This is a genomic window from Photobacterium gaetbulicola (genome assembly GCF_003025515.1).
Classification (GTDB): domain Bacteria; phylum Pseudomonadota; class Gammaproteobacteria; order Enterobacterales; family Vibrionaceae; genus Photobacterium; species Photobacterium gaetbulicola.
The window spans coordinates 15,545-40,175 of sequence record NZ_PYME01000010.1; the positions used below are offsets into that span (position 1 = coordinate 15,545).

The following is a 24,631-nucleotide window of genomic DNA, read 5'->3' on the forward strand; positions in this document are numbered from 1 at the left end:
GATGGAAGCCATAATCAGCAATACCCGCCTGTTGATATTAGCCATTGCACTCTTGGTGGTCGCTGGTTTCTCAGCCCTGACAACATTGCCCAGGGCAGAAGATCCGGTGATCCATAACCGCCATGCCAGTATCGTGACCCACTTACCCGGCGCAACCGCCGAGCGGGTTGAGGCACTCATCACCGAAAAAATTGAAACCGAGTTGCGTCAGCTAGAGGAAATCAAAGAACTGTCCTCTGTTTCAAGACCCGGTATCTCAGTTATCCGAATTGAGCTTAACGACGACATCACCGACTCCGATCCCGTTTGGTCCAGAGCCAGGGATAAGCTATCTGATGTTGTACCTTTGCTTCCGGCCAGCGTATCTGTACCGGAATTGGATAACGACCACGGCTATGCGTTCACCATGATCACCGCGTTGACCTGGCAAGACGAGAGCCAGCCCGATCTGCTGACCTTGCGCCGTTATGCCATTGAGCTTGGTAACCAAATGCGGATCATGAACGGGGTTGAGTTTGTGGATGTGTATGGTTTACCTGATGAAGAAATCCAGGTGACCTTAGATCCCGCGGCGACCAGTGCCCTTGGCCGTTCCGCCATATCCTTGTCACAGGCTATCGATCAGGCCGATGCCAAAAACTCCGCCGGTGAGTTGGTCAATGCTCATACCCGCTTTGCGCTAGAGATCTCGGACTCGCTGGATACCCTCGACAGGGTCCGCCGTGTTCCTATCGCGATGGATGACAATGGCTTTTTTATTCGCGTGGAAGATATTGCCCAGGTTGAACGCAAGCCTGCCAGCCCGCCATCGGAAATCGGTGTGGTCAATGGCAAGACGGCGATTATTGTTGCCGCCCGGATGCAGCCCAAGTTGAGAGTTGACCAATGGACGGACCGAATGAACAGGCTGCTGGAGCAATACCGCCAGCAGATCCCCTCAAACATCGCCGTCGATGTCATCTTCGAGCAACAAAGCTATACCGAAGCCCGCCTTTCTGAGCTCAACAACAGCTTGCTGCTTGGCTTTTCCATCATCTTGGTGGTTCTGCTGCTGACACTAGGGCTCCGCTCTGCGGTCATTGTTGCGCTATCATTGCCGCTTACCAGCCTGATAACCCTCGCGATGATGAAATTCACTGGGCTGCCGATCAACCAGATGTCAGTGACAGGCCTTATCGTCGCGCTCGGTATTATGGTCGATAATGCGATCGTCATGGTCGATACCATCCAGCACTACCGCCAACAAGGCAAAGCCAAACTTGACGCTGCTCTGGAGGCCATTCACCATCTTTGGATCCCGCTACTGGGCTCGACCTTGACCACGGTATTAGCCTTTGCACCGATTTTCCTGATGCCCGGCCCTGCCGGTGAGTTTGTCGGGGCTATCGCCATCACGGTCTGTTTCTCACTGATTGGCTCATACCTGATATCCCATACTCTGGTCGCCGGTTTTGCGTCACGCTTACTGCCTGCAATAAACCGGAATCCGCGCTGGTACCATAGCGGAATCGTGCTCCCGGCGCTCAGCCAGCGCTTTGAAGGATCTGTTCGCGTTGCTATCAAACACCCGTTGCTCACCGCCTGTTTGGTCTGCCTCCTTCCCCTCTCCGGCTTTTGGGCAGCGACAAAACTGACCGAGCAATTCTTCCCGCCATCCGACAGGGATATGTTTGAGATCCAACTGTTCTTGCCTCCGCAAGCCAGTATTTTTGCCACAGCGGAAGCGACCAAGCAGGTCGACCGCATCATGGCAGGCTATGACGGTATCGAGCAGGTTAGCTGGCTTGTCGGCGGCAACTTCCCCTCTTTCTACTACAATTTGGTCAGCCGCCAACAAGGCGCACCATACTTTGCCCAAGCCATGGTCAAAGTACGAAACTTTGAGTTGGCTAACACCTTGATCCCCACCCTTCAGGCCAAGTTTGACCGGGTTATGCCCAATGCCCAGATCTTGGTGAGAAAACTCGAGCAAGGTCCCCCGTTCAACGCGCCGCTGGAAGTCCGGCTATATGGCCCCAATCTCGATAGGCTCAAAGCAATTGGGGAAGACATTCGCCTGATCATGGCGAACACGCCCAACGTTACGCATACCCGAGAAACATTGCAGCCCGGCACCCCGAAGGTATGGCTGAATGTGAACGAGGAGGCCAGCCAGCTGAGCGGGTTAAGCCTTAAGGGTTTTGCCGAACTGCTCCAGGCCACGTTCACCGGCCGCTTGAGCGGGAGCATTATCGAGGCAACCGAATCGGTCCCCGTGCGCGTAAGGATCAGCGATGACGGTCGTGAGGATATGAGCCAGTTGAGCAGCCTACCACTACCAGTCAAAGCGGGCAGCAACGTCGTCGGGCTACCCGTTTTTGCCCTCGCCGATCTCTCGCTCACTCCGAGTCGAGGGGCGATACCCCGCCGCAACGGCCAGCGAGTCAATGTCATCGAAGGCTATATCCGCGCTGGAGTGCTGCCGCAAACAGCACTGGCGCCTTTTCAAGCAGCGATGGAAGAGTACCGCTCGAGCATGCCAAGTGGCTACAGCATCGAGTTTGGCGGCGAATCCGCAGAGCGCAATGAGTCGGTTGGGAATTTAATGGCCAATTTGACTATGGTGATCACCCTTTTGGTAATGGTTGTTGTCCTCTCGTTCAACTCATTTAGGTTGAGTTTGGTCATTTTCTTTGTTGGTATGCTCTCGGCCGGTCTGGGCTTACTTTCGGTTGCCGTCTTTGGCTACCCGTTCGGCTTCACCGTGATTATCGGCTTGCTTGGCCTTGTCGGATTGGCGATCAACGCTGCCATTGTGATCCTTGCAGAGCTCAAAAGCTGCCCGGAAGCCAGCAAAGGAAACCAGCAGGCCATTGTAGCAGCAGTGATGAGCTGTACCCGGCATATTACCTCTACCACCATCACAACCATTGGTGGTTTCATGCCGTTGATTCTCGCAGGCGGTGGATTCTGGCCCCCGTTCGCAATGGCTATCGCCGGCGGTACCCTACTGACCACCCTCGTTTCCTTCTACTTTGTCCCAGCCGCGTTTAGGTTGGCTGTAAAGTACAAGCCTTTAGCGGTAAGCAACATGACATTGCACACCGCTGAGGTGGGGAGATAATGAGTATATAGCTGGTCCGCGCGAGGGGAACCTTGCTACTGGCAGTACTGCTGCAATGCGCTGAAAGAATTGGAAAAGTTCTTATTGGGAAAGTACTCGTTGTTAATTAACAAACTTTTGCTCTTCGCCCAATTATGGGCGAAGGAGCCATTGCCATAGGGAATATCGTAGATTTCAAAGTGCCGCTCATCACGGCTATAGATTAGATTGGCCGCCATCCTCCCCGAGCGCAGCAAGGTGTTCTTGTAATACTGGAAATCGCTGCCACAGCTTTTGATCACATATGAGCCTTTTTCACTGCGCACACTGATATAGTAGTTCGGCGTGTTCTCGAACTTGCTCACCTGCCAGATACCAACATCACTGCTAAGTTTAATGCGCGGCACAATAATTTCTTTATCTACCGCGCCCTCCACAGGTAACGCAACTTGTACTGTATTTGAACTCTGGTTCTGGGTTGTATCATGGTGCAGCAACCTCATAGCCGGTTTGCTGACTCGCTGCGGCTCGGGGTTGAAACTGTTCCAGACGCTCATCAAAGGCTCTTTGCCCGGCCCCATCGCTAGCCATACCAACGCGATAGGGATGCCCAACATCGCCAGACGCCCCCAATAGCGGCTCCTGCCAATGGCTTTGATCTGGCCGGTGACGGCCGGCGTCAATTTTCGCGAAGCCACAACCAGTTGACCGGGTATTTCGGATTTCACAACAGCTATTTTTGTGCTTGTCTTCTCGCGGCGAAGAGCATCTATCTGGAATTGCAATCGGCGGTTTTCACGCCTCAGTGCCTGCATATCTTCATCCAACATCTGTTGCTGTCTTGCTTCAGCGTCTGTCGGTTCTTGCTGTTGCGTCTTCTGCTGCTCTCTTGCCGTTTTGAGCTTTTTTTCCAGCAGGTCATTGCGACGCTGCAAATCTTGATTTTGATCTTCAAGCTGCTGACATTTCTTTTTCCAAATCGCGGCCTGGTCATTGGATTTGAGGTAAACCACTTGAACGGCTTCTTCGTGACCATGCCCTGACAGGATCTTTTCATACGCCAGCCCCACCAATTGCATCATTGATTTTGATCCCCCTTTATCGGGGTGGCACCGACTTGAAAGCAACTTGTATCGCCGCTTTACATCTGCCAAAGGGGTATTCTTTTTTACTCCGAGAATATCGAAATACGTTGTCATTCCATTCTTACCGCAAACATATTTTCTGAACTAACATCCCAGTTTTATTATATGCAGACAAATACATATCTTGCTAAAGGCATTTTGTCTTTATTTGTCATGGGTCATACCAAATAACGATAAATATTATCGATACATAAAACAGGGAATGCTATCGGCTTCGAAATGGAAAAGTTAAGGGCTTTCACTCAATAACAGCAAAAACAACCCATGTACCCAAGTGACTTGATGCCACTTAGGTATATGGGTTGCTCTCTGAACAATCTTATATCAATTTCAGGTATGAAGGTTATGCTTACGCATTCTGAACTCGCCCGGCGAGCAGCCCATATGCTTCTTGAACACGCGGGAAAAATAGGAAACATCTTTGAAGCCTGCCGAATGGGCAATCTGCGAGATTTTTTCCCTATCGGAACTCAGCAGTCCACAGGCCAGATCCAATCGCTTCTTGATGATATACTGCTTTAAGGTTACCCCCATCACATTGTGAAACAAGCGAGAGAAATAAGTCGGAGAGTAATGGCAAGCATTAGCGAGATCTTCTTCCCTTAGCGGCGAACTTATATTCTCATCAATGATCTTCAAGGCTGGCCTTATTGACAGCTCGCGCTGCTCAAATCCCTGTACCGGCTCAGCAACCACATTGTGAGTATGAAGTCTGCTAAAGCAGGCATCAATTTCCTGTTTGGTGGCATTAGCCGCGATCACATCCTCTCCCCCCGCACGAAGAACATTTAATGCGAGATCGGCATCAAGGCTATGGTAAACCACAACGACTTTGGTTTGCGGGAAACGGCTCTTAACCGACTGCAGCAATTCAAAACCGTTTGACGTTGAGTCTACGACCTCAAGGAAAATCAGCTCCTGACCTGTCATGGTTGACAACAGCTCAAAAGGTGAGACGTCAACTACATCATGTGACATCTTGAGGTTTTCTTTCGCTTCTGCCACTTTATCAAAGTGACTACAACTAACCCATATCACAACTTCACCTTAATCTATCAAGAAAATTACAAGTATTTTGTCTTCATAGACACTCCTTGTCATAAATCGTCGTCGATCTTTTTATAGTTTTATGACCGTCAAAAAAGTCATGTGACATTGATAATTAACGTCTATAAACCCAAAAAATTCCAGAAGGCAAATTTGTTGCAAGATTAACGCTGTTTTCTCAAAATATTCTGCTATTACGAACACTTCAATAAGTTATAACGCATATACGCCTTTAAAATCTGGCTATCTATAGCCAAAGCGAATTTAAATTAATTTTTTATTCAAAAATAATCTAACAAAATTCTTCCCATCGCACTTTATTAAATTTGATTTTTGCCCTTTTTCACCGTCCACACCACAAATTTATTGCGTTAGAGCTCATAAGCAAGAAAAAGACCATATCAACACACTTGCAGTGAACGCATTGTCACCATATACAAATTCGGTCACAATTCTATAAATTGAGTCGCCTTTACTGCACGCAGTCCCCCATCAGTCAGCCATCAAGAAGAGTCCAACAACTAAGCGGCTTAACACTATCTTCAGTGGGCTCGATTGAGCCACCGATGACACCGTTTATTAAGCCGTGAGAAATGAAAAAGCAGGCACTTTTGTCTAGCACGTCAACTCATCCACTTAAAATTTGTTGAATTTTTTGAAGACAATCGCATTTTTATCTATTACTATGTCTCGGCAATTTTGAGTTCCGATGAAGACAGCAGGAGAGTGGCGAGTGCTAGTGTGCAAACTAGTCGCGAGCCCGCCGAAGAAGTAAGCTGGCTATCCCGTTTGCAGCCAATGCAAACAATGGCAAGTAAATCTTTCAGGCACCTTACTCAGTTGAAAATTGAGAAGGGTATGGACTGTTGTTGGAGGAGCCTCTGGAGAGATCCGTTAAATCGGACGCCGAAGGAGCAAACCTGAATTCAGGTGAAACTCTCAGGCAAAAGGACAGAGGAGATAAGATCAACAGCACAGAAAGTAACACCAACATTCTGAAACACCTCGCAACGGTATAACTGTTGTTCTTTATCTCTTCCTTTGATGTTTAAAGGTAAAGAGAAAATGAACCCACTTTATAACTTCTTACAAACTATCGATAACCTTGTTTGGGGCCCGCCGCTACTTCTTTTGCTAGTAGGTACAGGCGTTTATCTGACAGTTCGCCTCGGGCTAATCCAGATCCGCTACCTACCCCTCGCTTTGGGCTACCTCTTTAAAGGAAATAAAAACAGCAAAGCAGACGGCGACGTCTCTAGCTTTGCCGCTCTGTGTACAGCACTTTCTGCCACTATAGGTACAGGTAACATTGTTGGTGTTGCTACCGCCATCAAACTGGGTGGCCCAGGAGCCCTGTTCTGGATGTGGCTAGCGGCACTGTTTGGCATGGCGACCAAGTATGCCGAATGCCTATTGGCAGTAAAGTACCGTGAAGTCGATGCCAACGGCCAAATGCTTGGCGGTCCTATGTATTACATCGAAAAAGGTACAGGTCAGAAATGGCTGGCTCGCCTATTCGCGGTCTTCGCGCTGGGAGTTGCCTGCTTTGGTATTGGTACGTTCCCTCAAGCCAATGCGATTGTCGATGCGGCCTACCTGTCGTTTGAGATCCCGCGCGAAATCACCGTGGTGGTACTGACCATTCTGGTTGCTGTCGTTACGCTTGGCGGTGTGCAGTCTATTGCCAAAGTCGCCAGCAAAGTTGTTCCTTTCATGGCACTGTTCTACATCCTGGCTTGTGTCATTGTTCTTGGTTCGCAATACAGCGCTGTCCCTGAGGCGATTCAGCTTGTGATTCAATCAGCCTTTACCGGTCACGCCGCCACTGGTGGTTTCGTCGGTGCCGGTATTATGCTAGCTATCCAATCAGGTATCGCCCGCGGTGTATTCTCCAACGAATCAGGCCTTGGTAGTGCACCAATGGCCGCCGCTGCAGCGAAAACTGACTCGTGTGTTGAGCAAGGTCTGATCTCGATGACAGGTACTTTCTTCGATACCATTATCATCTGTACCATGACCGGTCTTACCCTGGTCGTAACCGGTGCCTGGCAGAGTGACTATGCCGGTGCGGCGATGACCAGCTACGCCTTTGCCAGCGGTTTGGACTCCAGCTTCATTGGTCCAATGATGGTAACGATTGGCCTGATGTTCTTTGCCTTCACAACCATTCTGGGCTGGAACTACTATGGTGAGCGTTGTATTACCTATTTGTTCGGCGTCAAAGCTATTCTGCCTTACAAGATTTTCTTCTTGGTCTTGATTGCGGCAGGCGCCTTCATGAAGCTTGATATGATTTGGCTGATTGCCGACATCGTGAATGGTTTGATGGCGATTCCAAACCTGATTGGATTGATCTTGCTACGTGATGTGATTGTGACGGAGACGCGTGAGTTCTTCCAAAAACTGACCCCGCCACCAGCAGACCTTCAAACAGCCTAATCGTCTTATCTGCCCTGCGCAGGTAACCAGCAAGTAAACACCCCGTGATACATAACTACGCGGGGTGTTTTCATTCCAGTCGCCGGGTCAACTGCTGGTATAAATCAAAGCTACTGTCTTCCAGCCGGCAGTCGATAATTTTATCATCCTTGTGTTTGAAAAAAGCCATACCTGTCATCATGACTTTTTGCTTTTTTGCCGGTATTTTCGCCCACCCGCCACAATACAATGCATGGCACTGATAAATAACCACGGTTTTGTTGCCATCTCTGACGGTATCAACAATTCGAAAGGTCACATCCTTGAACCGTTGTCCCCATAGCGTAATAAAATTAAGGTATTCATTATGGCTAAGCAGATAACTTTTACCACCAGGTACGTGAAAATGAAAAGGATCAGAAGCTAATACCTGTAACCTTGAGCTATCAGCCTTAGACCAGACTTCATTAAACCACTGCACAACCCATTTCTCATCCATATGATATTACTCCAAGCCCGTTATTATAATTATACCCAAGCAACTCCAAGTTGCTTGGGTATAACATAAAACTTGTAGAGGGTTCTATCTAATCATCAGCCAATGGGAGGTGAGTTTAATAATGAGATAAATCGAGACGGGTTATTCAATACCCAGATTTTAGCCCGCTCATCTTGCGCAGAAGCGGCTAGCTGCTCAGCTATTTTCCACCAGTACGCCCTATCAAATTGATTAATAATCATTCCAAAGCGCCATATAATCGGGGAAATTAAAATCGGCAAATTGATGGCAATACGGAACTTCTTCCTGGGCTCCATATACTGACGATAAAAAGAGAGGTGTGCAGAGTAATGAAAGGAATAACAGATTCATTGGGCGTAAATTTAGCATAGCAATTCGAATGCAAATAAAAGATGATAACTGCTCATACTACGCCCAATAAAGTCGAGGCTCTGGAAGGATCCTCACACCTGTCAAGATACGTGACTTCCTATGCCGACAACGCTAATTGTGAAAAAGCGGCCTGATAATGAGCCAGATTTGGAATATTGGCATGACGACCTGACCCATTACCTACCTCTACATAGTCATAACCTAGCTCTTGTGATGCATGCTTGCTGCGATCGCCATGGGCAAAGACAACACGACGGTCAAAGACAACCCCTGAGTCTTGCTTGGCACGAAATGCAGCCAGGGCCATGATTTCCGTTCGACTCAACGCGTCAGATGAAGAAGCAAAGGTGATGTTGCCGATGTCTAAGCCTGCCGCCCGCAGCTTTAATTTTGCCGCCGACGCCCAGCTGCTGGTCGCAATCGCGATATAAGTATCCCTCAGCTCCTTCACTTGCATCAAAAACTCTTTTGCCCCCATTACCTCACGGACTGTCTCGGGGTACTCATTTATTGCTTGCTGAACCAGAGTCAGATAACGGTTCTCTACTTTGCGATGAATAATCGATCGGCTCTCGGTAATACCGTGTTTAACGATAAGCTCATCTAACACACCGGCATCGGTCAAATTAGCATACAGGGAAAGGTCTGTGTCCATCTCAATACCTAGTACCTCATTGACCGCTCTAGCATAGCAATCCAGCTCTAGGTTATGTGAATCTACCAGCGCCCCATCAATATCTAATAAAAACAAATTTGCCATTTTTTATCCTTATGACTCGCTGTTCTCGACGCAAGATGATGCGCTTGTAACCAAAATGTTGCAAGCCAAACTTCAACCAAATCTGTAAAAGCTTGTTTCAGATCAAGCCTTATTTGTCAGCATGTTAGTAGCAAAAATGAGAACTACCCCCTTGATCGTTCACTTATCAACCAACAGCCACAAACCACTCACCCAAAAACACAAAAGCAAAGTATAGACATAAAAAATAACAAACCAGATAAATTTATCACATTTTAATCCGCCATCGGCTTGGATTCCGTATTACCCTTGTAGAGTAAGCCAAATAACAAAAACGATTATCGTTAACTTTGTGAGCAATGAGAAAGGTCGTAATGAAATGAAAAACACAACGAATAGAAGGAATTTCCTCAAACTTGGGCTGGCCAGTGTTATCGGTATAACTGTTGGTAAAGAGTTACTAGTCAAGCCCGCACATGCCTCTGATTTACCCCATTTGACAGAGGATGATCCTCAAGCCAAGGCCCTCCAATACGTACACCAAGCCGCAGATAGTGATAAGCATTGTGGCAACTGTGCCTTGATTCAAGGTAATGATGGAGACGAATGGCGACCATGTGCGATTTTCCCCGGTAAAGCAGTGAATACCAATGGTTGGTGCAGCGCCTGGGTGAAGAAGCCCTAATCCCCCACCTTATTTATCTCCAGACCTTTTAGGGTCATACTGAAAAAAGCCTGCTATCAATGTGACCCATCAATTGGAATACAGACAAGCAGGCTTTTTTACAACACAATTAAACAATTTTAAAACGCTAATTAAATCGCCAGCGACTAGTCAAAAGTCTGCTGCGCCCAGCGTGCAAGACCTGCTGTGACTGAGCCAAAGTAACTACCGCTGACCACCGGAGTCGATGGCAATTGCTGCTCGATACACGCCCGTAATATTGGTGAGCGGGCTGTACCTCCGGTCATGTATACAACATCGGGTTTTATACCGCTTTGCGCAATAGCGTCCGTTACCAACTGGCTTATATGTACCCTTGGTGCCTCAATGGCCTGAGCCAGTTGCTCTTGGCTTACTTCCACTTCGAGCAAATCCGAGAGTTGAGATAAAGCCAAGCGATGTGTCTGAGCATCTGACAAAGCAATCTTGCACTCCTCAGCCTTTCGCACAAGCTGATAGCCCAGTGTCTCCTGATAGACTCTAAGAAGATGCTTCAACTTCTCGGGCTCAGCAGCATCACGCTGCAATTGCTTCAATACCGCAAGATTAGACGAACCGTAGAAATCCGTTTGCGCCACAACATTGTTGATGGCAATCGGGTTCCAGAATTGGCCTATTGGCATATCAATCCCTTTCTGGGTTTTGGTGCCCAAGCCTAACTGAGGCATGATTTGGCGAAAAGCCAAATAGATATCGAGGTCATTTCCGCCAACGCGCAGCCCGGTGTGGGCCAAAAGACTTTCGGTTCGATCCGTCTTACCCACCCAACTCGGTCCCATCTGGATCATTGAGCAATCGGTCGTACCGCCACCAATATCGACCACCAATACGGTTTTGTCTTCTGTTAGTGTACTTTCATACTCAAGCCCTGCAGCCACAGGCTCGAACTGAAATTCTATGTGCTGGAACCCTGCCCTCTTGGCCGCCTGGCACAATATTGACTCTGCCTGCTGATTGGCTCTTTCACCGCCAGTGCCCTGAAAGTTAACCGGACGGCCAATCATTGTGCTGATGATCGCCTTATCAAGCTGAGCTTCTGCTTTGTGCTTGATATTGCTCATCATGGCGCAAACCAGATCTTCAAAAAAACGAATTTGCACATCACGCAGACCATTCGCCCCTAGAAAGGACTTAGGTGATTTGACGTAATACACCTCTTCAGGATCATCGAGATACAGATCGAGTGCAGCCTGACCAAATAACAGATCGCCTTTTTCGACAATAATGTCTTCTTCGCGGTTAAATGCAATGGCACGACGCAAGACTTGTTCGCCCAACTCATCGCCGGGCTGCACGCCCATATGACGGTACAAATACTCGCTTACTGCCTCTCGAGTCGGTGCACAAAGTGTCGAAGGAATAAAACTGCTCTCGCCTTCCAGAGCAAGCATACGTGGCTGGCCCTGCTCCATCACTGCTACCGAGCAATTGGCCGTTCCATAATCAAAACCAATAAACATGCTATCCTCCGCACCAAGAAAAGCCGGCCATCATACTGAAATTCGCCAATTGTTCAATCAAGAGATGATGACAATGCATGCTCAGTAGGATTAAATCCACTCTCGAGCCTTCACCTTCGCACCAACACATGCCGTGTGCTCTCACAAAGGCGGGCTATTTGGCCCAATTGGGTTCCTTCCCAGAAGAAAAGACAAAATCCAACACCGCACGTGCGGCTTCAAAAGCAAAGCCCCTGATAGTCCGGTAATAACGCATAACGAATATCGTCAAGGTTGACATCAGGGACTCGTTCCACGCCGGCATAACCCACTTTTATGGCTGGGTTGTCCAAAAGAGCGAGTTTTCTAAACTTGTATACGTCGTTATTGTTTTTCGATTTAGAGCCACTAGGTCTTTAAAACAATGCCTTGTCTACAAGCTTATAAATTCTTGCTGAACCTGCATCTTGAAGTAGCTTGGGTATATATCGATATCCTGATGATTCACGGCTGTAAGGACTAACCTTTCCGTTTTAATGACGACAGAGTCCATAATCAAAACTGCCTTGGCATGTTTATCTACAGAAAGTTTTTTATATCATTTCTGTTTCATCAACGCGATGGCCGAATATCCAGGCAACCCATCACCGCACCCAGTCAGTCTTTTTTTGTACAACCATGAACCAAGCCGCAACCTGACATGCACTTCATCCGATTATGGGTAAATAAACACCCAAATAAGAACTAAACCGCCTAATGACTAACGTCTGACAAAATTAAAAAACCGGCTACCTCCTGACACTGTGAATATTCCATTCTACAACGTGCAAGTAACCGGTTAACTCAAACAGGATTAGATTTATTCATTTAGGAAGCTTAATGGAGATACTTGGTTATCAAATGCCTTTAATACTTTCCGCTTCCAACTCGGTGAAGTATCTCAGCGTCTTCACTTTTAACTCCTGAGTAGCAGGGGCATCACAGGCGATAACGGTTTTAGGATGCAACTGCAATGCCGATACCGTCCATAGATGGTTTACTGAGCCTTCCACTGCCGCTTCCAATGCCAGAGCCTTGTTGTGGCCGGTGATGAGAAGTAGGATTTCCTCTGCATCCAGCAAGGTGCCGACCCCAATGGTCAGGGCGGATTTTGGCACCTGGTTGATATCCGAATCGAAGAAGCGCGAGTTGGCGATACGGGTATCTTCAGTGAGGGTTTTTACGCGAGTTCGCGACGCCAGCGAAGAAGCCGGCTCGTTGAAAGCGATGTGGCCATCATTGCCTACCCCGCCCATGAACAAATTAATTTTGCCGTAGGATTTGATCTTAGCTTCGTAACGCTGGCATTCAGCATCGTTGTCACCGGTATTGCCGTCGAGCAGGTTGATGTTCTCTAGCGGAATATCAATATGGTTGAAGAAATTCTCAAACATGAACGTGCGGTATGACTGCGGGTGGTCCGCAGTGATCCCGACATACTCGTCCATATTGAACGTAACAACATGCTTGAAGCTGACATCCCCATCGTGATGCATCTTGATCAGCTCGCTATAGGTCGCCAACGGCGTGCCACCGGTCGGCAGACCAAGAACAAATGGACGCTCTGCGGTTGGTTGATAGTCATTGATGCGCTGGGCAATGTGTCTTGCCGCCCACTTACCGACCTGGCTGCAGTTTTGTAGTGGTATCAATCGCATTGTGCTCTCCTAGTATGATTTTCTAACATGGCTCTATCAGCCATGTCCTAATAATTGGTAATAATAAATATTTACTGCGGCAATAAGAGGTGGTTGCGGTTCAAAACCGTTCTCACTATGACATTCAGTAATATTAAAAATGTCATTGCCAATAGACTGTGCCCGATCCAGAGCGGAGCGCCTGTTAAATGAATATACTGATAGGTTGCCGTCGTGAATGCTGCCATCGGAAAGGTAAAGGCCCAAAAAGCCAAACTAAAGTTGGTCGTAATAATTTTTCTTAAATTGAGCAATAGCGCTATCGATGCGATAACCGCCCAGGCATAGTAGCCCACACCTACGGCCGATAATCGGATCGCGTAAGTTTGCTGGCCCAAGAAAAACATTGACGGCGTCGCCATCATAATAAAATACGTTGGATATAGCGGTTTAGCGATAAATGCTTTTTTCACTAGCCGTGAAAATAGCATCAAATAAACCCCTCCCCCAACCAATGTACCGACTAAATACATAAAGTAGCCGAAACCTTTTAACCATTCAGGGGCAAAAATAGAGCAAACTACATTAGCCAATGGTGGGATCAAAAAGGTCGGATTAAATACTGATAGCAGATTTTCGTAACTGTATATCCAGCGAGCAAGAATAAGAACAAAAAGCGGGACTTGAATCACCGCGCCGAGCACCCAAATAACTGGGCTGTCAAACAGCCCAGATAATAAGAATAAAGAAATCGTACCGCATGAAAGGAAATTGCGACTCACTGCATTCGCCATTTCGTCAAAATATTGCGTCGATTTTTTCATATACCTTGTGAACAAGCTCAAGGTAAAGACCAGCAACATGACCATGGCACCTACCGCTACCGCAGTAACGGTAGGTGCGAGAACGCTGATCCCAGATGCTTTAGCAGCGGTAGCCAGTCCAGCAACACCCATCACTGATGACATCAGAGTGACTGGCAATCGAAGAAACGTGTTACTAGACATCTTCTACCTTACGCTTTTTTCATTAGCAGGCTGATAGATTCAGCTTGGGTGCCAACAATGATCTGCAGGTTCTTCTCGCCCACATGGACAATACCCAGTGAACCTAGCGCCTTGATTTTGTTGTCACAGACCAGCGACTTGTCTTTAACAGAAAGACGCAGGCGAGTGATACAAGCATTGATTTCCGTCAGGTTGTCTTTACCGCCAAGTGCCTCAACATACGAGTTAGCAAGCTCACCCATATCAGAGACAGGTACCGCTTCTGCCTGCAGTTCAGACTCGTCTTCACGGCCAAGTGTCTTCAGGTTGAACTTGATAATCGCGAAGCGGAAAGTAACAAAGTAAATCAGACCGAACACCAAACCCTGCGGTACCAGCATGTACCAGTTGGTTGCCAGTGGGTTTTGCGCCTGAAGCACCAAGTCAACCAGGCCGGCAGAAAAACCGAAGCCGGAAATCCACTCCATTGACGATGCGATATACAGTGACAGCCCCATCAGGAAGGCATGCAGAGCAAACAGCATCGGCGCGGTGAACATGAACGCAAACTCAAGCGGCTCACTCACACCAGTAAAGAAAGAGGCAAAAGACGCCGCGATAACCAGTGAAGCAACACGCGTTTTATTCTTCTTATGGGCCGTGACATACATCGCCAGGCCAGCAGCAGGTAGGCCGAACATTAGCACTGGGAAGAAGCCCGCCATATAGCGACCTGTCACACCCGGTTGCGCCGCACCTTCTGCGATAGACTGAGCACCACCCAAGAAAGTTGGCATATCATTGATACCGGCTACGTCGTACCAGAATACTGGGTTTAGCGCATGGTGAAGACCGGTTGGGATCAGCAGTCGGTTGAAGAAACCAAATAGGCCCGCACCAATAGAGTCTTGAGCGTACATCCAAGCGCCAAAGTTAGTCATGCCTGAGAACATGCCGTTCCAGATTTCCATCAATACGCCGGCAATGAAGATACCCGCAACAGCTGACAGGATAGGCACCAGCCGCTTACCGCTGAAGAAGGAAAGTGCTTTTGGCAGTTGGGTCTCAGAAAAACGGTTATAAATGGCCGCGACAACGACACCGACAATGATCGCCACAAACTGGTTATCGACTTTATTAAATGCCGCTGGAATATCAGCGATATCCATACCTTTGATCATGGCCATTGTGGCCGGATCAAGCAGCGCCATCACCACCAGCCAGCATACTAACCCAGAAAGTGCTGCCGCACCGTCACGGTCTTTCGACATACCGAAGGCAATACCGACAGCAAACAAAATAGGAATATTCTTAAGGATTGCGCCACCGGATTTAATTAAGAAGGCTGCGATTTGGCTATCATGGCCCCAGCTGACAGGATCAACCCAGTAGCCAATACCCATTAGGATCGCCGCTGCAGGTAGGGCTGCAATCGGGATCATCAAGGCTTGTCCAACTTTTTGCAGATATCCAAAAACGTTGATTTTCATTATTTGATTCCTTTGAAATCGATGAGTTCTATTTCTTGCGCCTGCAACCAGATTTTGATTTCTTCTGATAACAGGACACTCAGTTCATGTTCACGTTGTGTTGTATAAGACGATAGGCTGGCAAGCTCATCGTCTGAATAGCCCGGGTGGGCCATAATTTCGACGGTAGTCTGGTTGTCGCTACCTTTTAATTCGCGGACGGTCTCTTTCAAACCTTCGATATTGGCTCGATCACCGTAGAACCGGGCACTGAATTTATCCGTTGTTTTCACTGCAAGCGCCTGGAGATCATCGATATAGTAATCGGCTCTGCGAGACGCCAGGCCCACTTCGTTGGCAAACTTAATAAAGCCATCTCTCAAGTTGGGCAAAAACGCGGCAAAGTGATGGGAATCGAAATGATCAATTTCGACACCGTAAGACTTTGCATTCAGATATTGATTCATGGCCTCGATATAAACGTGCTCGGCATTAACTTGCTCGGCATGGTCCGTTAGGTATTTACGGCTATGAAATTCACCATTGCCATCAACTAGACTTGGAATGTCTTCCGGTTTAGAAACCGGCTTTCCCAACGTCAAATTAACGTGCAGCCCGATATTTTCCAGCTTGTGCGTATGGATCAAATCAATCGCATCGGCAGTGCCTAGCTGATTCACCATCAGGGTCGTCGATGTCACGACCCCGTTATTCATCGCTTCGACGATGGCGGCATTGACCCCTTTGGTCAGGCCAAAGTCATCGGCATTAATGATCAGTTTCATGTTTACCCCTGTAAAATCTCGAAGCTTTCAGGTTTAAATTGCGGTAACTGATGGGCGTTTTGGATAAGCGTATCTTTGAGCGCACGCTCAAGCTTCACGCCCGTTCCGACAATCGGGTTGATCGTAAGGGCACGCAGGCCGGTTTCGACATCGCCCTTCATCGCCGATTCAATTGTTAGCCTTTCGAAGGTCTTCATGGTCTGAAGCAAGCGAAGCGTGTCTTCCGGGAACGCCGCAACACTGAGAGGATGTGCTCCCGACGAGCGGATAATCGCGCTCACTTCGACCGCACAATCGTCCGGCAGGCCGCTAATCGCACCGTTGTTGATGGTGTTGACATGCATGATCTCGCCGGTGTTGTTGTGGATAGCATTCATGATTTTGCATGCCGACTCTGAGTAGTACTGGCCGCCACGGAGCTCAAGCTCTTTGGGTTTTTCGTTCAAGTTTTCGTCTTTGTAAACAGCGAATAGCTTTTCTTCGATCGCTTTGACGACATCAGCGCGGTTTACCGCCTGGCTGTTTTTGGCGATTTCCTTTTCGAGGATATCTTCGCTCGCGTAGTAATAGCGCAGGTATGAGCATGGCAGCATATTCATGTTCTTCAGCAGGGCTTCTGACCAGCTGAACTGCGCGATGTTTTGTGGACGCATCTTGTCGTTGCCCGCCAACACCTCGTCGATAACAAACTGCATTTTGTCTTGGTTTTTATGGATAATTTGACGCGCCCACACCAAGTGGTTCAAACCGGCAATCTGGATAAAGAAATCATCGCTGTCGGCGTCCAGCAGCTCCATTGCACCGCGTTCCATATTGACCGGAACATTACACAGGCCGATGGTTTTGGTGGTGCTGTTACGCAAAATAGCCTCGGTCACCATGCCTGATGGATTGGTGAAGTTAAGTAGCCATGCATCCGGGCAAAGCACTTCCATTTCATGAGCAATCTCTAGCGCCACAGGAATAGTGCGGCAGGCATTGGCATAACCAACAATGCCGTTGGTTTCTTGGGCAATCATGCCGTGCTCGGCCGCAATGCGTTCATCGCGGATGCGGCTTTCCAGGCAACCCGCTCTAAACTGCGAGCAGACAAAGTCCGCATCTTTCAATGCATCGGCGCGATTGGCGGTCAGGTGGATCTGCATCTTGCTCCCGACTTTATCAGCCATACGCTTGGTCAGACCGTAGATAATTTCCGCTTTCCACCAGCTTTCTTCGATATCAACCAGCCACAACTCGCCGATTGGCATCGTCTCGACGCGTTTTAGTAGACCTTCGACTAATTCAGGTGTGTAACTTGAGCCCGCGCCGATTACGGCAACTTTCAATAACTTTTGCATGTTTGATTACCATCTAGTGATTACATGCATTAGTTTTTCAGATACAAACTGGGTTAACAAATCATAAAAAGTGCGCTATAAATCAACCCAGTTAATCCATAGCGGTGTTATAACATGCTGAGAGCCAGTGCAAACCACAATAATATTTACTTGTTCCTCGCCACAGCCGAGACCCTGAGTTTTACCGAAGCAGGGAAAAAATTCGGTATAACTCAAGGCGCTGTGAGCTATCGGATAAAACAGCTCGAAGATGAAATCGGCTGTAAGCTGTTCATTCGTCAGGTCCGGCGCATCGCGCTGACCCCAGAAGGCAAACAGCTGTATGCTGCTGTGAGCCAGTCTTACGAAGTCATTGATAATGTGATCTCTGATCTGAAAGATCCGACGCCTTCCGGTGAATTGCGCATCGGCGCCTCCCCGTCGTTCTCATCGCGCGTGCTCATCCCCGCCCTGCCGAGCTTTCTCGAACAATATCCCCAAATGAATATACGCGTGGTCACCTCGAGCGTTTCGCAAACCTTCAACGACGAGTCGATGGATTTGGCGATTGTCTATGCCGACAGGATCAGTGAGTTCCATACCGAGCCGGTGATACGCGAAAGTATCCTGCCCATATGCACACCGGCTTACGCCAAAAAGCACAACTTATCAGCCGGGAACAAGACCTTGTCGGGACTGACCCTGATAGACAACATCAATTCCTCAAACTGGTTGCAGTGGCTAAACGACGGAGAGTATGTCGCCAGCCAAAATAGCCGCTTTCTAGTGGATGATTTCCATAGTGCTTTATCTGCAGCGATGTCAGGTATCGGGTTAGCAATCGGACGCTGGAACTTGGTCAAAGACCTGATTAAATCCGGTGAACTTGTTGCACCTTACCAGGCAGTACTTACCAACAAGCACTATTGGTTAGTTTCGGTTAAAGGGATGGAGCACAGGGCGAGCTACAAGCTCTTTGCGAGCTGGGTAAGAAACGAGGTATTTGGCAAGAACATCCGCTCCCCAGCAGAGAATAAATCGACAATAGGGACATAATAATCATCGAACAGGCAACAAAATTGATGTTTGTTAGCGATCTCGTCTTCATTTTCATCCATACTTACTGCTTTAAAACTCATTACATTTATCAGTATGAATACACTAACTAAAATCTTGGCTTCAACGCTTTTTCTTCTTGTCGCTGTCACGGGGTGCAGTGAAACCGAGACACCGAAAGAAGGCGTAAAATACACCGTTGTCACAACGCCAACAGCAGATATTGCTGACGTTGTTGAAGTCTTTTCTCTCGGTTGTGGCCACTGCCGTAACATGGAGTTAATGCTGCCTGAAATCAAAAAGTTGGCGGAAGTAGATATCGACCAGGTTCACGTCACGTTTAACGAAAGTGCCCAATACGCTGCTTACCTTTACTACACGGCAGCTATCCAGAGCAATGGCAAACCATCAGCTGATTTGAAAGAAGCGTTATTTAGTTTTGTTCAGGAGCAAGCCGCCGGCCTAGATGAGGAAGGTCGCAAGAATAAGCTGGATGAGATCTTCGGCCAGCATGATCTTGTTAGCCCGTTTGCTCTTAACGATGAGCAAAAAGAGCTCGTCTACCAGCAGATGACCCATGCCAACCAACTAGAACAAAATGCACAAATTACCTCTGTGCCTTCTTTCCTAGTTAAAGGGAAATACCTTGTTCAGAATGGTGCACATGACAGCTTGGAAGATTTAGCTAACACCATTCGTTTCCTCTCTGAAAAGCAATAAACCAGTTCGCGTATACGGGCTAGCTATTTCTGCTAGCCCAGCCTTTCTACCAGAACCCACTTTACTAACCAGCCCCTCTTCGGCCTCAAACCATACCTTTACTCCCCCTAACTCTTAATATTCAATTCTGGCACCGTACAGACTTCGCTTTTACTTCTTTACTTCCCGATAATTGCAAATACAAGCCAACAGGTATTATCGCGCTAAATGATGAATATTTGACGCTGTGCGTCAATATCCCCACCAAATAAATAGCAATTAATTGTTTGGCCACTCATATTTATCACCGTAATCAGTAGCAAAAAAACCTAAAGCTCAAGATTTGAAAAAATAAGTTTTTGCCACTGCGAACACGTTAACAGTCTTGTGGCAGGCATGCACTCTAGGGGATGTAACATTTTTAAACACCATAAATTAAAAACATTTAAAAACAGCATCTTAAATCTAAAACTTTCTTTATACCCTCCCCCTTAAGATCATTTCACTATTACTACAGGGAACGAAATAATAAAAAATAAAACAAGCATTTATGAGTGCTTTACACCATTAAAATTAGGAATTATGAAATGAATAAAAAGCTAATTGCCCTAGCAGTGGCAGCTGCGGCAGCATCATCGTCTGCACATGCATTGGAAGTTTATAACGATGGAACCAACACTTTTTCTGTTGGTGGCCGTTTAGCAGCAAGTGCTCGTTTCTCTGATGGTGATTCTGAACTTCGAAACCAATCGTCTCGTATCAACTTCGGCTATACCCATGCCCTAGAAAGCGGCTGGGATATCGGCACTCGCGCTGAATGGGCGTACGATGCACTAGCAAACAGCTCTGAAGGCAGCCACGTTTCAAACCGTTTGGGCTACATCAGAGCGGACAACGAAAAATTCGGTAACTTTACCCTCGGTAAAGCTTGGTCTGTTCATTACGACGTAACCGGAAAAACAGATATTTTCTGGATTTACGGTGGTGACACCGCAGGTAACTATGACGGTATTTCTGGTGACGGTGGCGTACATGGTACTGGCCGTGCGGATGACGTAATTCAATACCGCAACAACTTCTACGGTGTACAGGTTGGCCTTCAGTACCAATTCCAGGATTCGAACCTTTCACGTAACGAGCAAGGCAATATTACCGGTGGTTACGACCGTGACTACGGCTACCAAGCAATGCTAGGTTATGACTTCGATACCGGTATGGGTATCGTCGGCGTGAGCGGTGTTTATGGCGAAACTAAATTTGATGATCGTGCAGACGCAAAAGTCGCTAACGCCGTGATTTCTTATGAAAATGATGCGCTATACCTAGCTGCTAACTACGGCCAATTCCGTAACCACCAAAAAGCCACAGGCAGCGTATTCAGCGACGCTCACTCATCAGTGGGCAACGATACAATCAAAGAAGCAACAGGCCTAGAGCTTGCCGCAACTTATGATATCAACCAATTCCAACTCCTTGCCGGCTACAACCAACTAGAAGATGACAACACATCTGCTAAGCATGCATATGCAACCCTAGGCGTCGCTTATTTCACTGGCCCAGTTATTCTTGCGGCTGAATACCAAATTGACGCAAGCAGCAAAAATGCATTCGGCTCAGATGCAGGCCTAGACGACGAGCTTGCTCTGCTAGTGCGTTACAACTTCTGAGGTACTCACTAATCTGTGTTCATTCTGTCGAATTCATTTGACACTTTGGGGCACCTTCCGGTGCCCCCTTTTAAGGTAATCAGCTACACTGTTACATTAAAGTTGTGGTAGTAACTTAGCCTAAAAATCAACATACTACAGGATCTTTCGCAACAAAAATTCACCACTGCCGAGCCGGTTTGATCTCATTTCAATCACCTCGCTTACAACCATTCAGTCTATTAAAAAGACGACTATTAACGATTAGTTACAAAGACCGATAATCGTCTTGTCAAGACTTGAAGATCTTCCAGGTTAGTGGTTTGATCTGCGCCTTGCTGACTTTCACCCTCCATGCTCAACCGGGTGAGTAAGCTATAAATAGGATTGGATAAGTCCTTTTTAGCAAGCAGCAACACAACATGATAACAGTAAGGTGCATTCATAATGGCGAAATCCCCAACCGCTTCGGAAGTCTCTCAAGCCGTCGATATCGAGTACCAATCCACGTCAATGGAAATTTGGGACAGCAAGTATCGTTTGAAATCAAAGCACGGAGAAGCTATTGATGTCACGCTTGACGACACTTTCAAACGTGTTGCCCGCGCATTGGCAGATCTAGAAAACGATAATGCTAAGGATCATTGGTACAACGAATTTCTTTGGGCACTACGTAACGGGGCTATTCCAGCTGGACGTATAACCTCCAATGCAGGTGCATTCGAACATAAACCTGCCACCTCAACCATTAACTGTACAGTTTCTGGCACCATTGAAGATTCAATGGATAACATCCTGAGCAAAGTCCACGAAGCCGGTCTCACGCTCAAAGCAGGCTGTGGTATCGGCTACGACTTTTCGACCCTGCGCCCGCGCGGTGCTTTTGTTTCGGGTGCTGGCGCTTACACATCTGGCCCACTTTCGTTCATGGATATCTATGACAAGATGTGTTTCACCGTCTCTTCTGCCGGTGGCCGTCGTGGCGCGCAGATGGGCACCATGGATATCCGCCACCCGGATATCATCGAGTTTATTCGTGCCAAGCGCGAAGACGGTCGCCTACGCCAGTTCAACCTGTCGCTGCTTATCAACGAAGATTTCATTGAAGCGGTTAAAAACGATGCGCCTTGGCAGCTGATTTTCCCTATCACAGCCAAAGAAGCGAAACAGGATAAGCTTGATCTCGACAATGACGACAGCATTGTTTGGGCCGACTGGCCAACCAAAGACAACTTGGTTGAAGACGCCGAGGGCTGTGTGGCGTGTAAAATCTACCGCTCGCTTCCAGCCCGCAATCTGTGGAATGTCATCATGACATCGACTTACGATTACGCCGAGCCCGGCTTTATTCTGATCGACAAAGTCAACCAGATGAACAACAACTGGTTCTGTGAAGAGATCCGCGCGACCAACCCTTGTGGTGAGCAGCCACTACCACCTTACGGTGCTTGCTTGCTGGGTTCGGTTAACCTGACCAAGTTTGTTCGTGAACCGTTTACCGACAATGCCCACTTCGACTGGGACGCCTACCGCAAAGTTGTTGCTATCTTTACCCGTATGCTGGACAACGTAGTGGAAATCAACCAGCTGCCGCTTGAAAAGCAGCGCCACGAGATCACCAGCAAGCGCCGTCACGGCATGGGCTTCCTCGGCTTAGGCTCTACTACGACCATGCTTAAGCACAAATACGGCAGTGCTGCTTCTGTGGCCTTTACAGAACAAGTGGCACAAGAAATGGCCATTACTGGCTGGAAAGAAGGCCTGAAACTGGCCAAAGAGAAAGGCGCAGCACCGGTGATGAACGAAGAGTTCGTAATCACAGCAAAAATGCTTCGCCTCCGTCCTGAGATGGCCAAAGACGGCATCAAAGTAGGCGATAAGGTGAAGGGGAAAGTCCTGCACGCCAAGTACAGCCGCTACATGCAGCAAGTCAATGAAATCGAACCTAAGCTGATCGAGGATCTGGCAAAAAACGGCTGCCGTTTCACTCACCACAGCTCCATTGCCCCGACAGGTACCATTTCCCTATCCCTGGCCAATAACGCCAGTAACGGTATTGAACCGAGCTTTGCGCACCACTACACCCGCAATGTTATTGTGCCGGGCAAGAAGACCAAGGAAAGCGTGGACGTTTACAGCTTCGAGTTACTGGCTTATCGCAAGCTGGTTAACGAGAAGGCAATGCCATACAGCAACGACGAAGAGTGCCAGCTTCCCGATTACTTCATCACTGCTGACGACATAACGCCAAGCCAACACGTCGAAGTACAGGCCGCGGCCCAGCGCTGGATTGACTCTTCAATCTCGAAAACAGCCAACGTTCCGACAGATTTCCCGTTCGAGGACTTCAAAGACATCTACATGGATGCCTACGACAAGGGCTTGAAAGGTTGTACCACCTTCCGTTTCAACCCTGAAGTCTTCCAGGGTGTACTGGTGAAAGAGAAAGATCTCGAAAACACCACCTATGTCTTCACCCTTGAAGACGGCTCGACCTTCGAGGCCAAAGGCAACGAAGAAATCGAATATGACGGTGAAACCCACACTGCAGCAAACCTTTATGATGCCTTGAAAGAAGGCTACTACGGTAAATTTTAAGGTACAGGTTAGAAAGACATGACGAAAAAAATCGACGGTAAGATTGTTGCCTTCAAAGTAAAGAGCCAAGAGCAAGAAGCGCCACAGGCAGCACCTGCAGCAGCCCCTGAGTTCGAAGTGCAGCACATGCATGAAGATATGCAGCGCCCGGAAAAGCTATTAGGTACGACCTACAAGCTGAAAACGCCGGAGCATATCTCTGAGCACTCACTGTTTATTACCATTAATGATGTCGTACTCAACGAAGGTACCGAGCACGAAGTACGCCGTCCGTTCGAAGTGTTCATCAACTCTAAGAGCCTGGAGCACTTTCAGTGGATTGTGGCCCTAACCCGCATTATGTCTGCGGTTTTCCGCAAGGGTGGCGACTGCACATTTTTGGTTGAAGAGCTTCGTTCTGTGTTTGATCCGCGCGGTGGCTACTGGAATAAAGGCAAATATGTGCCATCTTTGATCGCCGAAATCGGCAATGTGATTGAGCAGCACCTCACTGAAATTGGCATGCTGGGTAAGCCAGAAGTCGATGAGCACCAGCAGGCCTTCCTTGAAGCCAAGAAAGCCGAGCTTGAAGGTAAAAAGGAAGAAGCAGAAGAGGAGTCTGGAAGCTTCCCACCAAGCGCGACACTTTGCTACAAGTGCCACAACAAATCCGTTATCGTCAAAGACGGTTGTCAGACTTGCCTGAACTGTGGTGACTCCAAGTGCGGTTAACCCCTCGCTAACTGCCAATATAAAGCTGCCCACGGGCAGCTTTTTTTATATCCACACCATGGAACCGCTCTAAAGTAAATATTCTATTTCTTGTCAAAATAAAGGCTAAGGTGAATTTATTATTCAGCCTACTTATATATCACCAAAAGAAAATGAATGTTTGACACCGACAGATTCAATATTGGAAATATCAAACATCC

Annotated in this window: 18 protein-coding genes and 2 riboswitches; of the genes, 8 read left to right on the forward strand and 10 right to left on the reverse strand. The window is 47.8% G+C overall.

All coding sequences use genetic code 11. From position 1 onward, the window contains the following. The first annotated feature begins 1 nt into the window (after window position 1). Window positions 2-3,103, forward strand: a complete 3,102-nt coding sequence (locus C9J03_RS10505) for an efflux RND transporter permease subunit (protein WP_044624459.1) — start codon at window positions 2-4, stop codon at window positions 3,101-3,103. Window positions 3,104-3,138: 35 nt separating this feature from the next. Here the strand turns inward: C9J03_RS10505 and C9J03_RS10510 are convergent, their stop codons facing one another. After that, window positions 3,139-4,281: a DnaJ domain-containing protein gene (locus C9J03_RS10510; protein WP_107291700.1), complete on the reverse strand. Its 1,143-nt coding sequence runs from the start codon at window positions 4,279-4,281 to the stop codon at window positions 3,139-3,141. 276 nt (window positions 4,282-4,557) lie between these two features. Further along, window positions 4,558-5,265, reverse strand: a complete 708-nt coding sequence (locus tag C9J03_RS10515; protein WP_039462120.1) for a response regulator transcription factor — start codon at window positions 5,263-5,265, stop codon at window positions 4,558-4,560. Window positions 5,266-5,983: 718 nt separating this feature from the next. Next, window positions 5,984-6,121: riboswitch (glycine riboswitch) on the forward strand. Window positions 6,122-6,145: 24 nt separating this feature from the next. Next, a riboswitch (glycine riboswitch) is annotated at window positions 6,146-6,239 on the forward strand. Window positions 6,240-6,339: 100 nt separating this feature from the next. Here C9J03_RS10515 and C9J03_RS10520 point away from each other — a divergent pair. Next, a complete protein-coding gene (locus C9J03_RS10520; RefSeq protein WP_044623200.1) occupies window positions 6,340-7,713 on the forward strand; it encodes an alanine/glycine:cation symporter family protein in 1,374 nt (457 codons plus the stop codon). A 70-nt stretch (window positions 7,714-7,783) separates the two neighbouring features. Here C9J03_RS10520 and C9J03_RS10525 read toward each other — a convergent pair whose 3' ends face one another. Continuing rightward, window positions 7,784-8,191, reverse strand: coding sequence for a nuclear transport factor 2 family protein (locus C9J03_RS10525; protein ID WP_044623199.1), 408 nt, complete (start codon window positions 8,189-8,191; stop codon window positions 7,784-7,786). A gap of 490 nt (window positions 8,192-8,681) precedes the next feature. Then, window positions 8,682-9,344 carry an HAD hydrolase-like protein gene (locus C9J03_RS10530; RefSeq protein ID WP_044623198.1) on the reverse strand — a complete coding sequence of 221 codons (663 nt, stop codon included), beginning with the start codon at window positions 9,342-9,344 and terminating at the stop codon, window positions 8,682-8,684. A gap of 358 nt (window positions 9,345-9,702) precedes the next feature. On the opposite strand from C9J03_RS10530, the gene C9J03_RS10535 reads away from it, so the two are divergent. Beyond that, entirely contained in the window at window positions 9,703-10,008 is a 306-nt protein-coding gene (locus C9J03_RS10535) for a high-potential iron-sulfur protein (protein ID WP_039462132.1), read from the forward strand. Window positions 10,009-10,154: 146 nt separating this feature from the next. On the opposite strand, the gene yegD is transcribed toward C9J03_RS10535, so the two are convergent. The 6 genes from yegD to C9J03_RS10565 form a co-directional block, all read right to left on the reverse strand. Beyond that, window positions 10,155-11,507 carry a molecular chaperone gene (gene yegD, locus C9J03_RS10540; protein WP_044623197.1) on the reverse strand — a complete coding sequence of 451 codons (1,353 nt, stop codon included), beginning with the start codon at window positions 11,505-11,507 and terminating at the stop codon, window positions 10,155-10,157. Window positions 11,508-12,382: 875 nt separating this feature from the next. Next, entirely contained in the window at window positions 12,383-13,183 is an 801-nt protein-coding gene (nagB, locus tag C9J03_RS10545; protein WP_044623196.1) for a glucosamine-6-phosphate deaminase, read from the reverse strand. Between the two features lie 71 nt (window positions 13,184-13,254). Beyond that, window positions 13,255-14,169: an SLAC1 family transporter gene (locus tag C9J03_RS10550; protein ID WP_044623195.1), complete on the reverse strand. Its 915-nt coding sequence runs from the start codon at window positions 14,167-14,169 to the stop codon at window positions 13,255-13,257. A gap of 8 nt (window positions 14,170-14,177) precedes the next feature. Continuing rightward, the gene (gene nagE / locus C9J03_RS10555) at window positions 14,178-15,632 is read right to left on the reverse strand and encodes an N-acetylglucosamine-specific PTS transporter subunit IIBC (protein WP_044624458.1); all 1,455 of its coding nucleotides are present in this window, start codon (window positions 15,630-15,632) and stop codon (window positions 14,178-14,180) included. A 5-nt stretch (window positions 15,633-15,637) separates the two neighbouring features. Next, complete coding sequence (locus C9J03_RS10560; RefSeq protein WP_044623194.1) at window positions 15,638-16,402, reverse strand: carbohydrate deacetylase; 765 nt, start codon at window positions 16,400-16,402, stop codon at window positions 15,638-15,640. A 2-nt stretch (window positions 16,403-16,404) separates the two neighbouring features. Then, entirely contained in the window at window positions 16,405-17,742 is a 1,338-nt protein-coding gene (locus C9J03_RS10565; RefSeq protein ID WP_044623193.1) for a 6-phospho-beta-glucosidase, read from the reverse strand. Window positions 17,743-17,856: 114 nt separating this feature from the next. On the opposite strand from C9J03_RS10565, the gene C9J03_RS10570 reads away from it, so the two are divergent. The 5 genes from C9J03_RS10570 (at window position 17,857) to C9J03_RS10590 (ending at window position 24,431) form a co-directional block, all read left to right on the forward strand. Next, window positions 17,857-18,777: a LysR substrate-binding domain-containing protein gene (locus C9J03_RS10570; RefSeq protein WP_044623192.1), complete on the forward strand. Its 921-nt coding sequence runs from the start codon at window positions 17,857-17,859 to the stop codon at window positions 18,775-18,777. Between the two features lie 96 nt (window positions 18,778-18,873). Next, window positions 18,874-19,497: a thioredoxin domain-containing protein gene (locus C9J03_RS10575; RefSeq protein WP_044623191.1), complete on the forward strand. Its 624-nt coding sequence runs from the start codon at window positions 18,874-18,876 to the stop codon at window positions 19,495-19,497. A gap of 566 nt (window positions 19,498-20,063) precedes the next feature. After that, window positions 20,064-21,143 carry a porin gene (locus tag C9J03_RS10580; protein WP_044623190.1) on the forward strand — a complete coding sequence of 360 codons (1,080 nt, stop codon included), beginning with the start codon at window positions 20,064-20,066 and terminating at the stop codon, window positions 21,141-21,143. Between the two features lie 426 nt (window positions 21,144-21,569). Further along, window positions 21,570-23,720: an adenosylcobalamin-dependent ribonucleoside-diphosphate reductase gene (locus C9J03_RS10585; RefSeq protein ID WP_044623189.1), complete on the forward strand. Its 2,151-nt coding sequence runs from the start codon at window positions 21,570-21,572 to the stop codon at window positions 23,718-23,720. An 18-nt stretch (window positions 23,721-23,738) separates the two neighbouring features. Next, window positions 23,739-24,431, forward strand: a complete 693-nt coding sequence (locus C9J03_RS10590) for a TSCPD domain-containing protein (protein ID WP_044623188.1) — start codon at window positions 23,739-23,741, stop codon at window positions 24,429-24,431. Window positions 24,432-24,631 lie beyond the last annotated feature (200 nt).